The organism is Mariniphaga sediminis (assembly GCF_003573545.1).
In the GTDB taxonomy this organism is placed as follows: domain Bacteria; phylum Bacteroidota; class Bacteroidia; order Bacteroidales; family Prolixibacteraceae; genus Mariniphaga; species Mariniphaga sediminis.
Genome location: NZ_QWET01000002.1, coordinates 1 through 14,157, shown reverse-complemented (window position 1 = coordinate 14,157; position 14,157 = coordinate 1). Strand labels below are relative to the sequence as shown.

At 38.5% G+C, this 14,157-nt stretch carries 11 protein-coding genes; 9 read left to right on the top strand and 2 right to left on the bottom strand.

Annotation, left to right across the window (positions count from 1 at the left end; all coding sequences use genetic code 11):
• The first annotated feature begins 44 nt into the window (after positions 1-44).
• Positions 45-494 carry a DUF2141 domain-containing protein gene (locus tag D1164_RS02410; protein WP_206610900.1) on the top strand — a complete coding sequence of 150 codons (450 nt, stop codon included), beginning with the start codon at positions 45-47 and terminating at the stop codon, positions 492-494.
• A 208-nt stretch (positions 495-702) separates the two neighbouring features.
• On the top strand, positions 703-1,077 hold the full coding sequence (locus D1164_RS02405) for a TetR/AcrR family transcriptional regulator (RefSeq protein WP_119348356.1): 375 nt from the start codon (positions 703-705) through the stop codon (positions 1,075-1,077).
• Positions 1,078-1,083: 6 nt separating this feature from the next.
• Here D1164_RS02405 and D1164_RS02400 read toward each other — a convergent pair whose 3' ends face one another.
• Positions 1,084-2,046 (bottom strand): TIGR01212 family radical SAM protein, encoded by a 963-nt coding sequence (locus D1164_RS02400; RefSeq protein WP_119348355.1) that lies wholly within the window; start codon positions 2,044-2,046, stop codon positions 1,084-1,086.
• Between the two features lie 207 nt (positions 2,047-2,253).
• Between D1164_RS02400 and D1164_RS02395 the strand changes: the two genes are divergently transcribed.
• Together D1164_RS02395 and D1164_RS02390 are read left to right on the top strand one after the other, a co-directional pair.
• Positions 2,254-3,804 carry a DUF4301 family protein gene (locus D1164_RS02395; RefSeq protein WP_241558242.1) on the top strand — a complete coding sequence of 517 codons (1,551 nt, stop codon included), beginning with the start codon at positions 2,254-2,256 and terminating at the stop codon, positions 3,802-3,804.
• Positions 3,805-3,866: 62 nt separating this feature from the next.
• Positions 3,867-5,282: a tetratricopeptide repeat protein gene (locus D1164_RS02390; RefSeq protein ID WP_119348354.1), complete on the top strand. Its 1,416-nt coding sequence runs from the start codon at positions 3,867-3,869 to the stop codon at positions 5,280-5,282.
• Here D1164_RS02390 and D1164_RS02385 read toward each other — a convergent pair whose 3' ends face one another.
• On the bottom strand, positions 5,283-6,530 hold the full coding sequence (locus tag D1164_RS02385; RefSeq protein WP_119348353.1) for an alpha/beta hydrolase family protein: 1,248 nt from the start codon (positions 6,528-6,530) through the stop codon (positions 5,283-5,285).
• Positions 6,531-6,664: 134 nt separating this feature from the next.
• Here D1164_RS02385 and D1164_RS02380 point away from each other — a divergent pair, with 134 nt between their 5' ends.
• The 5 genes from D1164_RS02380 to D1164_RS02360 form a co-directional block, all read left to right on the top strand.
• Positions 6,665-7,258 (top strand): RNA polymerase sigma-70 factor, encoded by a 594-nt coding sequence (locus D1164_RS02380; RefSeq protein WP_119348352.1) that lies wholly within the window; start codon positions 6,665-6,667, stop codon positions 7,256-7,258.
• A gap of 174 nt (positions 7,259-7,432) precedes the next feature.
• Positions 7,433-8,560 carry a FecR family protein gene (locus D1164_RS02375; RefSeq protein WP_119348351.1) on the top strand — a complete coding sequence of 376 codons (1,128 nt, stop codon included), beginning with the start codon at positions 7,433-7,435 and terminating at the stop codon, positions 8,558-8,560.
• A gap of 159 nt (positions 8,561-8,719) precedes the next feature.
• A complete protein-coding gene (locus tag D1164_RS02370; RefSeq protein WP_119348350.1) occupies positions 8,720-12,013 on the top strand; it encodes a TonB-dependent receptor in 3,294 nt (1,097 codons plus the stop codon).
• 22 nt (positions 12,014-12,035) lie between these two features.
• Positions 12,036-13,469 (top strand): RagB/SusD family nutrient uptake outer membrane protein, encoded by a 1,434-nt coding sequence (locus D1164_RS02365; RefSeq protein WP_119348349.1) that lies wholly within the window; start codon positions 12,036-12,038, stop codon positions 13,467-13,469.
• Positions 13,470-13,836: 367 nt separating this feature from the next.
• A partial coding sequence (locus D1164_RS02360; RefSeq protein WP_119348348.1) for a 3-keto-disaccharide hydrolase occupies positions 13,837-14,157 on the top strand: 321 nt, incomplete at its 3' end.

Sequence of the window (14,157 nt, the reverse complement as noted above, 5' to 3'; positions counted from 1 at the left end):
ACATGTAATTATCTATTAGGATTTATTAAAAAAGTATATTAAAAATGAGAAACATAATTTTGATTGTTGGGTTACTGTGGGGTGTTTTTCTTTTTTCTTCGTTCTCCCTCCCGGAAAAAGGAAAATATTCGCTGACCATTGAAGCAGACAATTTGCGAAACTCGAAAGGTATTGTGCAATTTGCATTGTATAATAGTCCAAACTCATTTCCTGATGAAAATTATAAGAATTATTACCGAAAACTGACAGCAAAAATTGAGGACGGATTTTCTTTCGTAACTTTTGAAAACCTGCCCTCCGGAAAATATGCGGTTCATATTTTGCACGACGAAGATGAGAATGGAAAAATAAAGAAGGGCTTAATGTTACCCAAAGAAGGTGTTGGGTTTTCCAACTATGAATCCATTGGGATATTTAATAATCCCAATTTCACTGATGCCGGAATTATTTTGAAATCAGATACGACAATTCGGGTAAATGTTATTTATATGTAATTCCCATAAACGAGAAAGTGTTTTTCTATAAAAATGGTGAATCAGATTCTTGGCATGGTGATTTTGCAACCCACCTTATTCGAGTTCTATACTTATCGTTTTTTTAAGATATTTCAAAATGATGCTAAATTGTAGCAACTGTACTTCAGCTACCAGTTAAGTATTATTCGTTTTAGGATGACAACAGAAAAGGAACAAATGCTTTTGAATGACAACTGAAGAGAAGATATTAAATGTTGCACGAAAAAAATTTGTGTTATACGGATATTATGGAACAACTATTCGTGAGATTGCTTTTGATGCAGAAGTAAATAAAGGGACCATTCATTACTATTTCAGGTCAAAAGATAAGCTTTATGGACAGGTAGTAAGCAGTATCGCTGAGTTGTTACTCCAAAACAATATTAAAGAGCATCAGGAGATTTTTTTGTTTATTGTTAAAGAGTTACAGAATAACAGGACACGTTTTTTAAACGCTTTAAATGTTATCCCAAATTTAAACTGGAGTGATTATCTGATTACCCTTATTAAAAATACACTGGCTGAAATATCTCCCGATGAATTTGTGAACGTTTTAAAATGATGTTTTTCAGTCCGGTTTGGCGCGTTTGCTGATTTTTTTGCCCTGCCAGGTATCCCGTTCTTTTAGCCGTTTTTCTACTTTGGCCACAAACTCAAAATTTTTTAAACCCCATTTGGGGGCGATGAGCATTCCGGGAGGAGCCTGGCTGATGAACCGTTCTACTATAATTTTAGGATTGAGCAGTTCGAGGTAATCCACCACCAGTTCAATATATTCATCTGCAGTGAAAAGTTGGAACTGTTCCGGGGTCTGGAGGTACTGTTTTTCCAAAACCGTTTCTTTGTGGATTTGTAACTGATGAAGCTTCAGATTTTTGACGGGAAGCTGTGAAATAACCCGGGCCTGATCCAGCCAGTCGGAGCGGGTCTCGCCAGGTAATCCTAAAATGAGGTGTGCGCAGTTGTTAATGCTTCTTTGGGACGTTTGTTCCAGTGCCCAAACCGAATCGGCAAAGGTGTGTCCGCGGTTTATTTTTTCCAGCGACTGGTTGAGGTGAGACTCCAGACCAAACTCTACCATTACATAAACCTTCTGGCTTAATTCTGCCAGGTAATCCAGCAGGGCTTCGTCTACTGCATCGGGTCGCGTAGAAATTACCAGTCCCACTATTTTGGGATGTTGTAGTGCTTCTTCGTAAAGAGGAATCAGGTTTTCCAACGGGGCCCAGGTACTGGTGTAGGCCTGGAAATAAGCAAGAAAACGCATCGATTTGTACTTTTTTTCGAAAAACCGGATACCTTGCTGTACCTGGTGGCTTACAGAATTTTCAAGATTGCAGTAGGTGGGTTTAAAGGTTTTATTGTTACAGTAAGTGCAGCCTCCGCGTCCTTTTGTCCCATCGCGGTTGGGACACGTAAAACCGGCATCCACCGACACCTTTTGTACCCGTTCCGAAAACAGACTTCGAAAGTACGTTGGGAAATCATTGTATCGTTTTGTGTGGCCCCAAGTATATGTTTGTTGCTTCATTATCTCAATATTGAAAAACAAAATTACTGAAAATTCGGCGGTCGTCATTTACTTTTCCTAAACCATACGGTTTGCCCGCGTATATATTAAAAATTTAAAAGCCTTCGTTTCTTGTCATTTTCGTATATGTTGAAAAATATTACGAGTTTGTGTCGAAACAATGTCCGTTAAAGTTTTTTATACTAAATCTTATTTTTATTTTTAAAAATGGATTCAAAACAGAAAAATATGTTTTCTCAAAAAGATAAAGTTCAAATACAACAACGTGGTAGCCGGCTTGAGGTGGTGGAAGGTCAGATTGAAAATTTCAGAAAGGGATTTCCTTTTCTGAAGATTGATGACGCTGCAACTACCGGGAACGGGATAATACAACTTGATGAAAAAGGGATCGCTGAAAGCGGTGAACGATTTGAGCAGGGGATGGCTGCTGGAATCGAACCACTCAAATTCGTTCCGGCATCGGGTGCCGCCAGCCGTATGTTCAAAGCATTGTTCGAAGCGCTGGAAGATTGTAAAAAAACAGATAACCCCGATGAAACACTCATAAAAAACGCTTCTGCAAGGCAGTTTCTCGTGAACAAGGAAAAATTTGCATTTTTTTCTGACTTAGAGAAAGTTGCCGGTAAAAATGATGAGAAGAAAAACTGCAGAAGCTGGATTGAATATTTATTGAATGAAAAAGGATTGAATTACGGCTCCCTGCCCAAAGGGTTACTTAAATTTCATAAGTACGCTGAAGGAGAACGCACCCCGTTTGAAGAACATCTGGTTGAAGGAGCGCATTATGCGAAAGACAATCAAAATGTGGTGAGGCTTCATTTTACCGTTTCACCGGAACATTTACAGGCATTTCAAGAGATTCTGGAGCGAGTAAAAGAAACGTATGAAAAGGAGTTGAACGTCACTTTCGATGTGTCGTTCAGCCAGCAGAAGCCTTCTACTGATACCATTGCGGTAGACCTGAATAATGAACCGTTTCGTGAACCCGATGGCAGCTTGCTGTTTCGTCCGGGCGGGCATGGCGCCCTTATTGAGAACCTGAATGATTTGGATGCCGACATTATTTTTATCAAAAATATTGATAACGTGGTTCCCGACCATTTAAAGGAACCCACTATTGTTTACAAAAAAGCATTGGCAGGTGTGTTGCTGAAGTTTCAGGAAATAATTTTCAGGTATCAAAAACGACTGAACGAAAGGGATGCGGTGGCTCTCGAAAGTGCTTTTTTGGCAGAGGCTGCCAACTTTTTGGAAAATACATTGAATGTAAAGCCTCCGGAGAATCAGTATTATACTGAAAAAGAGGAATTGTATTATTACCTGAAAGAAAAATATAATCGCCCGCTACGGGTGTGTGGAATGGTCAAAAATGAGGGAGAAGCCGGCGGCGGTCCGTTTTTTTCCCAAAACCCTGATGGCACCACTTCCCTGCAAATAGTGGAAAGTTCACAGATTGACCCGGAAAGTGTGCAGCAGCAGAACATTTTGCAGAATGCCACCCATTTTAATCCGGTCGATTTGGTTTGTGGTGTTAAAAATTACAAGGGTGAAAAATATAACCTGACAGAATTTACCGATCCTGCAACCGGTTTTATTTCCAAAAAATCGAAAGACGGAAAGGAGTTGAAGGCACAGGAATTACCTGGCCTTTGGAATGGAGCCATGAGCAACTGGAACACCCTTTTTGTGGAGGTTCCTGTTGAAACGTTCAATCCGGTGAAGACCGTGAACGATTTGTTAAGGGAACAACACCTTTAAAAAGGAGAGGTTTCTTTATTCGGTGTGAATTGTTAATTTCGCAGTTTCATTTTTGAGATTGAATGAATAAAGAAGAACGACATTATTTCGGTGAAGAGAACATTAATGAAGCGCTTAGCCGTTTCAAACGGTCGCTTGCCTCGGGCCGGAAGAGTTATTTTGATGTTTCTGAATTTGAAGGTATTGTGGAATACCTGCTGGACGAAGGAGATATTAATACTTCGGAGATTGCAGCCCGGCAGGGAATTCAGATTCACCCCGGAGCTGTTCCGCTTCAACTTAAATATGCCCAGGTTTTACTGAGCAAAGGAAAATACCAGAATGCACTCAAATATCTTGATTTGGCCGAGCAGGTTGAGTTGACTAATCCGGATGTTCACCTGATGAAAGGTTCGGCCTGGCTGGTGCTGGGTGAAGAGCGGGAGGCAGAAAGATCATTCAGAAAAGCATTGAAATATTCCGGCGTGGAGAAGGATGATATTCTTTATCATATTGGCGCCGCCTATGTGCAGTCTGGCGACATTAAAAAGGCCATTCAATATTTCGAACGTTCTCTGAAGCTGAATCCTGAGAATGAGATGGCATTGTATGATTTAGGCTTCTTTAGCGATCAGGAAGGAGAATATCAAAAGAGTATTGATTATTATAATCGTTACCTCGATATTGACCCATTTAACTTTTCCATTTGGTTCAATCTGGGGATTTCGTACAATAAAGCCGGGGAATTTGAAAAGGCTGTTGAGGCGTATGAATTTGCGATGGCTTTAAACGAGGATTTTGACCAGTCGCTTTTTAACATTGGGAATGCCTATGCCAATGCAGGAAAGTATGAGGAGGCGATAAAAAAATATACAGAGTACCTGGAATTCGATCCTGAAAATGATGATGCCTGGTGTTACATTGGAGAGTGTTATCTCAACCTGGATGACCATGATCAGGCAGAACACTATTATCAGAAAGCAATAAAGCTGAACGAAGAAAACGATACTGCCTGGTTTGGTGTGGGATTGATTAAGTGGGTGGAAAAGAAATGGAAAGAAAGTATTGGTTTTATAAAAAAAGCCCTGGATATTGATGACTCCAATACTGAATACTGGATCACGCTGGCTAAAGTTTACAATGACAATAACCGACCGATAGAAGCGGAAAAGGCATTGGTAAAAGCCGCTGATTTGGAAGCAGGGAATACTGAAGTATGGCTAACCTGGGTAGATATTTTTCTGAAGTTTGGAGAACTGGAGAATGCCCTCAGGGTATTGGAATCAGGGCTGGAAAAAAGTGACGATTCCCTTCTTAAATACCGTATGGTGAGTCTTCTGTTGGAAAGTAAGCGTGAAAAAGAAGCCTTTGCAATGCTGGAAGTTGCCATGGAGCAAGAGTTTACCCAAATAAAATATTTGTTTGACGTGTATCCCAAAGCCTTGAAGAATAAACGTCTGCGAAAGATTGTAGATGATTTCGAGGAAGCAAATGAATAGTTATTCAGAAGACTGAGTTAGCTCCAAAAACCACTGGATTGAAAACAACCCTGCGGGAATAATTCCATCAATATGATCCGTTTCAGGAATCGGTACCAGTTGTACCCGGTCCGTACTAACTCCTTTTGTTAAAAAGCTCTGGTAAATATTAGTCGCCACATCCATCGGTACAAAACTATCGGCAGTACCATGTATAATACGCGTTGGGATGCTTGTATTCCAGGCTTCTATACTATTGTCTGAGAGAGTAGACAGAATGGAGGAGTAAGACGTATCGGTTTTATAATTCTGACGGTAATTTGCGGTGAAAAGTTCACTAACGCTGGTGGTGAGTTCTGCATTTATCTCTTCACCACTTTTTGTGCCATCGTATAAAACCGGGATTAAAGTATTGTAGGGTGAGTTAAAAACCTCATCAATGGGCGTGGTTATGGCTTCCAGGTTGGTGTAACTATCAAACATATAACCAAAGAAGTAAGGCATCGGGTAGGTTTCCCTGTTCAGGATGTATTCGTTTATAAAATTTAAATCGTAAGGGCCTCCGGCGGGGGCGCTTGCCTTCAGGTTAAATTCTCCTGAAAATTCATTCTCAATGGCTTTTTGCACCTGCATGGTAGCCCATCCACCCTGTGAGTAGCCGGTAAGATACAGCTCTTCGTTCAGTGAAAAACCCTTCAGTGTGGCCAGTTCCTCTACAGCCCTTAACATATCGAGTACTACCTGAACGGTTGATTCTTTGTGAAGGTAAGGATGAAACATGTTGTCGGACGAGCCAAACCCCAGATAATCGGGCATGGAAACAACAAAGCCGGTGGAGGCGACAAATTCAAGTAACAGGTACAATTCATTATTGTTTGGATTTACAGATGGGGCATTTGCATGCAGGGTATTGGTGCCATTTTGATAACTGATACTGGGAAAGAATTCTTCCCCGATAGGAACAGAAACAATACCGGAAGCTAAAACCGGCTCCCCCTTAAAAGACGTTTTATACTGTATTTTATAAACCTTGAATCCATATTTTGCTCTCTCCTTCAGGAATTCCAAATCCGGATATTTTGAAATAAAAGCGTTTAAACTTGCCTCTATTACAATAGGGGTATATGTTTTGACAAGTTCATAGTCAGTAAGATATATCGTTTCGGGCTGGTCGTCGTCGTCATTAAAAAGATTGTGGCAAGACGAAAAACCAAGTATTAACAAGATGATGAAAACTCCGTGAACAAGTTTCTTAACTTTTATTTTCATGACTAATTTTTTTCAAACTTACACAAAATTTCTCCAAAATGTCAGACTTTGCGAAATCTAAATTTAAGTTCAACTTTAGACAAGTATAATATAAAAATTCTACTTTTGTTTACGCTAAAACCGTTTAATTTACCTTGGCAGAACAATCAAAATACGATAATAATCAATTAACTGAACGGATAAAATCAGATGATATCGGTGCTTTTAAAAGTCTTTATGATTTATATAGCCGGCAACTTTTGAATTTTATATTACAATACCTGAAAGAGACAGGTGAGGCCGAAGAGATTCTTCAGGATGTTTTTTTGAGCGTTTGGGAAAGCCGTAAAAGTCTGCAAGTGGATAAATCGGTAAAAAGTTATCTTTTCCGGATAGCGGTAAATAAAGTTTATAACCATCTGAAAAGGAGAGTGGTTGAGCGTAAGTATCAGTATTACCTCTCGAATAATGAACATACTTCTGAAAACAATATTGAGGATAAAATCTATTTTAGTGAACTGAAAGAAACAATCGATCAAATCCTTGGCCAGCTTCCTGTGCAGCAGCGTAGAATTTTTCGTTTGAGTAGGTTGGAAGGCATGTCGCATGACGAAATTGCAAAAAAGTTCAACATTTCTGTGCGGACAGTAGAAAATCAAATATACAGGGCTGGTAAATTTGTGAAGAGTAAACTGAACGGTGATTCTCTTATCCTTTTTTTTATCGTTTATACGACTGTTAAACAATAAAGATCCATTTTATTCTTCATGCATGTCATATCTGAAATGACGTATTCTTTACAATCTATTCCCTTGGTTAAAGTATTGTGAGTGAGTGTTTTGATAGTGAGAGGCGAATTTTTTTATATTTTTTGTGAGTAGTTTGTCCGGGTTTGTTGTATTACCACTATAAAGAAATGATATATGACATTTCAGGAGTTTAAATATTTAGTAGAAAAGATTGAAAAAAATCAATACACCCTGTCTGATTTAAGGAAACTGGATGGGAAGTTAAAAGATAAGAAGCAGGTGACAGAATGGATGACCGGGGAATTAAACGGTTTATCTGATAGCGACTCCCTGAATATTCAATATGAAGAATTGTATGATAAGATCCGAAATAAGATCAACACCCGAAGTAGTAGCAACTCACCACAAAGTATAATGCCTTTTAGAAAATTGTTACGGGTTGCTGCGGTATTGGTTGTTGTTTTCTTATTCGGAGGATTGGCCTCTTTTTTTATTTTCAGACAGCCCCCGGAAAAAGAACCCATAAAACAATATTGTGAGGTGGTAGCTCCGTATGGTGCCCGATCGGAGATTGTTTTACCTGATGGGACCAAAGTTTGGTTAAACGCGGGCAGTAAGTTACGCTATTCGACTGATTTTAATGTTTCAAACCGAGACCTGACTCTTTCCGGCGAAGGTTTCTTTGATGTAAGTAAGAATGTGAAAATGCCTTTTGTGGTAAATGCCCTGGACATGAAAATAACGGCCTTGGGGACACAGTTTAATGTGAAAGCTTACGAAGATGATGAAACGATAGAAACCACTTTGGTCGAGGGAAAAGTGATGTTGGAAAGCGAAGCCAGTAGGTATAAATATTCTGAAAATATTTATCTGACCCCCAATCAAAAGGCCGTGCTGATTAAGGGAGGAAAAGAACTGAGGGTGGAAGATACTTCTGATAAACCTATGGTGGATAATAAAAAGAAAGAAGAGATAACCCCCTCTGCCAAATTAATAATACAGGAAAAAATTGATCCGTTGCCTGATATTTCATGGAAGAATAACAAGTTGGTTTTTGTTGCAGAAGAACTTTCAGAAATATTGATAAAATTAGAACGAAAGTATAATGTAAGGTTTCATTGTGAATCAACTAAGATTCGGAATTACAAATTTACCGGAACACTGGAGGATGAAACGCTGCAACAGGTATTGGATGCCATAAAAATATCTGCCCCTTTTGATTACAGTTTTAAAGGAACCGAGGTGACACTTTCCGTCAATGTGGAAAGAATGAAAGAATACGAAAAACAATTACGAAAATGAGAGTAAAAGTCTAACTAAAAAATTGAAGCCTATGTAAAAAAACAAAAAAGGGAAACAAATCTGCCGGTCTGTTTCCCCTGTGATGTGATTCAACTTTATTAATGCCAGTCTGTCAAAAAATTATGGCATTAAATGTCAAACCATTAACAGTTCAAATTTATGAAAAAAAAATTAATTAATGATGCCTTGCCTGTACACGGAGGGTTGAGAAAAATTTTATTGGTTATGAGATTAACTGTCTTTTTATGTTTTTCTTTTATAATGGGCTTAAATGCCTCAGTTTATTCTCAGGATACACAGTTGAAACTGGAACTTGAACTTAAAGGCAAAACAATTCGTGATGCTTTTGAGCTAATAGAAGTCAACAGTAGATTCCGGTTTTTTTATAATACCGATCTTAAAGATGTCAACAGAACCATTGATTTCTCTACAAAAAATTCAAACATCGAATCGGTGTTGGACAGATTATTTGTCGATTCAAATATTTCGTATGAAATACTTGGAGGCAATTTAATTGTTCTGAAAGTGAATGCACAACAACCCGGTTCAATAGTTAAAGGCCAGGTTGTGGATGAAGGTGGATTAGCTCTTCCTGGTGTAACGGTGCTTGTAAAAGGCACCACCCAGGGAACGGTAACCAATGCCGACGGAGAATACTCCCTGACCAACATCCCGGATAATGCAACCCTGGTGTTTTCTTTTGTGGGAATGGAGACGCAGGAGGTTGCTACTGAGGGAAGAAATACGATTACAGTTGTGATGGAAGAAGGGTCAATTGGAATTGAAGAGGTGGTTGCTGTGGGGTATGGGAGTGTAAGAAAGTCAGACCTTACAGGTTCAGTAACTCAAATTAAAGGAACTGAATTAGATGCTTTTGTGGCATCTAATCCGATGCTCACTTTATCCGGAAGGGCTGCTGGTGTTTATGTTAAGCAAAGTACCGGGCATCCGGGTGAAAATGTACATGTTAGAATTAGGGGATCCAATTCAATACGGGGAAGTAATGAACCTTTGTATGTTATTGATGGTGTCCCATCTGACCCATACCTATTAAACAATTCTGATATTGAGAGTATGGAAATACTAAAAGATGCGTCATCCACTGCAATTTACGGTTCTCGGGGAGCAAATGGAGTAATATTGATTAAAACAAAGAGTGGCCAGGCAGGACGTACAAAAGTAAATATAGAATCAAGGTATTCCTTTCAGCAACTTCGGAAGAAGATAGATTTACTTAATGTTAAAGAATATGCTCAGCTATATAATGTATTGGTTGATAATTCTCCGAATTCTGATTGGCGTTTCACAGATGAAATGATTGCAAGTTACGGCGAGGGGACAGACTGGCAAGACTTAATGTTTAGAACTGCCCCCATGCAAAACCATACTTTATCATTTAATGGAGGAAACGAAAAAACTCAGTTTAGTTTATCGGGTAGCATATTTGATCAGCAAGGGATTATTGAATATAGTTCATATTCACGGTATTCAACCCGTATAAATTTTCATCATAAAATAAATGAGCGATTTAATGTCGATTTTTCAACGATACTCTCAAGAACTGATCAGACATTACAAAGTTCGGGAGGTGGTCGCTTAGGTGGGTCATTAATTGCGGCAATTGTTACAGCCCCACCATTTATCAAACCTTATGATGAGAATGGCGAACCAACTATATTTTATGAAGTATACCCAATAAATAGTCCGGCTATGGGAAACCCGTTGCTTTATACAAAACTGACGCAAGGGGGAACGGTAAAAAATGATATTAATACCAGCGGTATTTTATCATACGAATTTATTGATGGTCTAGTCCTAAAAGTTCACGGCGGTTTCATTTCCCGGGATAGCAGAACCGATACGTATCAGTCGATTGAATATACCGACGGGGGAAGTGCATCTGTTTCAGTAGTGAATTATACCAGTGTCCTTAATGAAAATACACTTAATTATAATCGGAAGTTTGGTGAAAAACATACTTTTGATTTTCTGATAGGACAGACCTATCAAAATTTTATCAATAAAGGTTTAGGTGGAGGTGGCAAGGATATGCTGAGTGATATTACCAGTACCTATAACTTGGGAACTTCCGGAACTCCTGGTATTCCATCATCCAGTTACAGAAAGTCAGTCATTATGTCCTACCTGGGAAGGATTAATTATAATTATGATAATATACTATTGTTAACGGCTAGTTTTAGGGCTGATGGGGCATCGAAATACAGTCCTGGAAATAAATGGGGGTATTTCCCCTCGGGAGCTATTGCCTGGAGAATGAAAGAAAAGACACTAAAGGATGTGGATTTTATTTCTGATTTAAAGGTGAGAGCTAGCTGGGGAAGGACAGGAAGCCAAGCGATTGACGAGTACTCTACGTTAAATGTACTTAATCCTGGGTATACCATATTTGGTGGCGATATTCGTACAGTAACCCTTGCACCCGGCACTACATTACCCTACAACTTAAAATGGGAAACTACGGATCAGCTGGACTTTGGTTTTGATGCAATGTTTGGAAATGGGAAGTTCAGATTTATGGCTGATTATTATAAAAAGGATACCAAAGATCTGCTGAGTATAGTATCTCTTCCATCGTCTACGGGCTTTACTTCTTCGATGCAAAATATTGGATCTGTCCGAAACCAGGGATTAGAGCTTTCTGTGGATGCGGATATACTAAAAAGAAATATGTTTAGTTGGACCTTTTCCGGAAATATCGCATTTAACAAAAATGAAGTAGTAGAGCTTTATAAAGGAGAAGATATTATAACGGGTAACTATAATTTTAGTGCGCAATTTAAAGACGATATAGTTATATTAAGGGAAGGAGAACCATTAGGTACCTTCTTTGGATACGTAGAAGATGGGTATAACCCAGGTGCATCGGGAGCCCTTTCAACAATTAAGTATAAGGACTTGAATAATGACGGCCTTATTAATGTTGACGACAAGGTGGTGGTAGGGGATCCAAATCCTGATTTTATATTCGGATTTAACACGTTTATAGAATATAAATCGTTCTCTTTAAGTGCTTATTTTCAAGGGGCCTATGGCAATGAAATCGCAAATGTTAGTAGTATAGGTATATATGAGTTGCCCTACCAGGTTAATACCCGTAAAGATTGGTTAACTAATTATGCCACACCTGAAAATCCAAATGCTAAATATCCTGCGCCTGAACAAACAAATCTTGAGATGAAGTTTTCTGATAGATTTATTGAGGATGGTTCTTACTTGAGACTTCAGCATCTCGAACTGGGGTATACCCTACAGGATACTAAAAGAAGTGCTTATTTCTTTGTTAGTGGACAAAATATTTTCACATTAACAAATTATTCATGGTGGGATCCTGAGGTCAATTCAAGAGGTGGAGATGATATTGTCCAGGGAGTAGATCATAATACATATCCATTGGCAAAATCTTATACCATAGGTGTTAGATTGTCATTTTAATTATTCTTTAAAATAAAATATTATGAAAGCTTATATTGTTTGTTTTATTTTAGTAATGATAAGTCTTGTCTCTTGTAAGGATGAATTACTTGAAAAACCTTATATTATTACCCAAGAGAATTTTTATAATACAAAGATTGAGGCTGAGGCAGGTATTGCGGCCATCTTTCCAAATTTGAGAAGTGCTTTTAGCAATGTGTATTTATTAACAACTGAAGCATCGACAGATGTATTTATAGCCAGAGATTCCTGGGGACAAATTAGTTTGTTTGAGGGTTTAGATGGTGGAAACCGAAGTGCAACCGAAGGCTTTTGGAAGCATTTTTACAGAAGTATTCGCAATGCAAATATTATGATTCATTCTTTGCCCGAGGCAAGTGGATTAAGTGAAGATGAAAAAAACCGATATATTGCAGAAGCAAGGTTTTTACGTGCATTTGCTTATTTTCATCTTGTTCGGTGTTGGGGAGGAGTGCCCCTGAGAGTTGAAGATAATATGGATGCTATTCATATACCAAGAAGTTCTGCTCAGGATGTGTATCAGTTGATTATAGATGATTTACTTTTTGCAGAAAATAATTTACCTGACTCTCCCCCGGTTGCCGGAAGAGGATCTAAATGGACAGCAAAAGCAGTATTGGCTGATGTTTATTTCATGTTACATGATAATACGTCAGCGAGAAATAAAGCAGAAGAGATTATTCAATCCGGAGAATTCGCTTTGGTTGAGGTACGTGATTCTATGGATTTTTATAATGTTTTTGGTAAGGATGCAAGTGGTAAAACGCAGGAAGAAATTTTCTATATCAAGTATTCTCAGCAAGGTAGCTGGAGCTGGCCACGATATTTAGTGCGTAATAAAGCTGAAGAAGGGGGATCCCTGAAGGATGGAGGATATTGGATTGCAGCAGGAAGACCATGGATGCCTTTTTATACCAACTGGGATGAAAATGATTTGCGTAAGGCATGGAACACAAGGGTTGTTGATATTCCTGCAAGGGGAACTCAGGTTCTAGTTTCTAAATTTAGAGATCTGGAATATTCGAATGGTAGAATGGATTATCCGTTGTATCGTTATGCTGACATTTTATTGCTTTTTGCTGAGGCAGATTGTTTAGTGCAGAATGGTCCAACAGCAGAAGGAATGGAAGCTTTGAATATGGTGCGCAGGAGAGCTTATGGCTATGAAACACAAAGTGCATCTCCGGTTGATTTTCTATTGACTGATTACGATAAAGAACAATTTCTTGACTTGGTTTTATACGAAAGAGGGAAAGAAACCTATGCTGAAGGGAAACGTTGGTTTGATTTACTGAGATCAGGAAAATTTCAGGAGATAATAAAAGAATCATACGACATAGATGTACAAGAAAGGCATTTGTTGTGGCCTATTCCGAATGCAGAAATAAATTTTAATGATGGCATTAGTGCTAGTGATAATAATCCTGGATTTTAATGTGAGACTCGTCTGAAAATTAAATTAGAATAAAAAATAAATGGGATATCCAGAGTTCTCCTATTGGAGAATATGAGGGTATCCCATTAAAAAGATTTAAGGATAGTACTATGTTTTGTAGCAAAGCTTAATAATATACTTTACTGATTGTAACTTAAACTAATTTAGTTGACTGGGTTAGCATGTTATATAACTCAAAAAAATGATAGCACACAAATTAAAGAACCTTTTTGGTTCGTGTGTGGGAGTATCGAATATAAAGGAAAGATATAAGGAATATTGTTTTTTTTTAGTGTGGGAGGTATGATTTGTTCAGTGCATTGAAATTCCAGTTCAGGTTGGTCGTTTTTAATTAAAAGAAATAGTAATGAGTAAGTTAATTGGTTATTCGTTGGTGGGTTGTGTTTTTGTGTTTGGTTTTTATCTAAAAGTTACTGCAGGAAATTTGTTCCCATTTAATACGGATGAAGAAGAGGAGGCCAGACAAGAGATTATTTCACTTTTCAACGGCAAGGATTTATCGGGCTGGTACACCTATTTAGAGGGCCGTGGCCGGGATTCAGATCCGAAAGGGGTATTTACTGTATCTGATGGCATAATCCGGATATCGGGAGAAGAGTGGGGCAGCCTCACCACCGGGAAGGAATATGCCAATTATCACCTGACGCTGGAATTTAAGTGGGGGGAG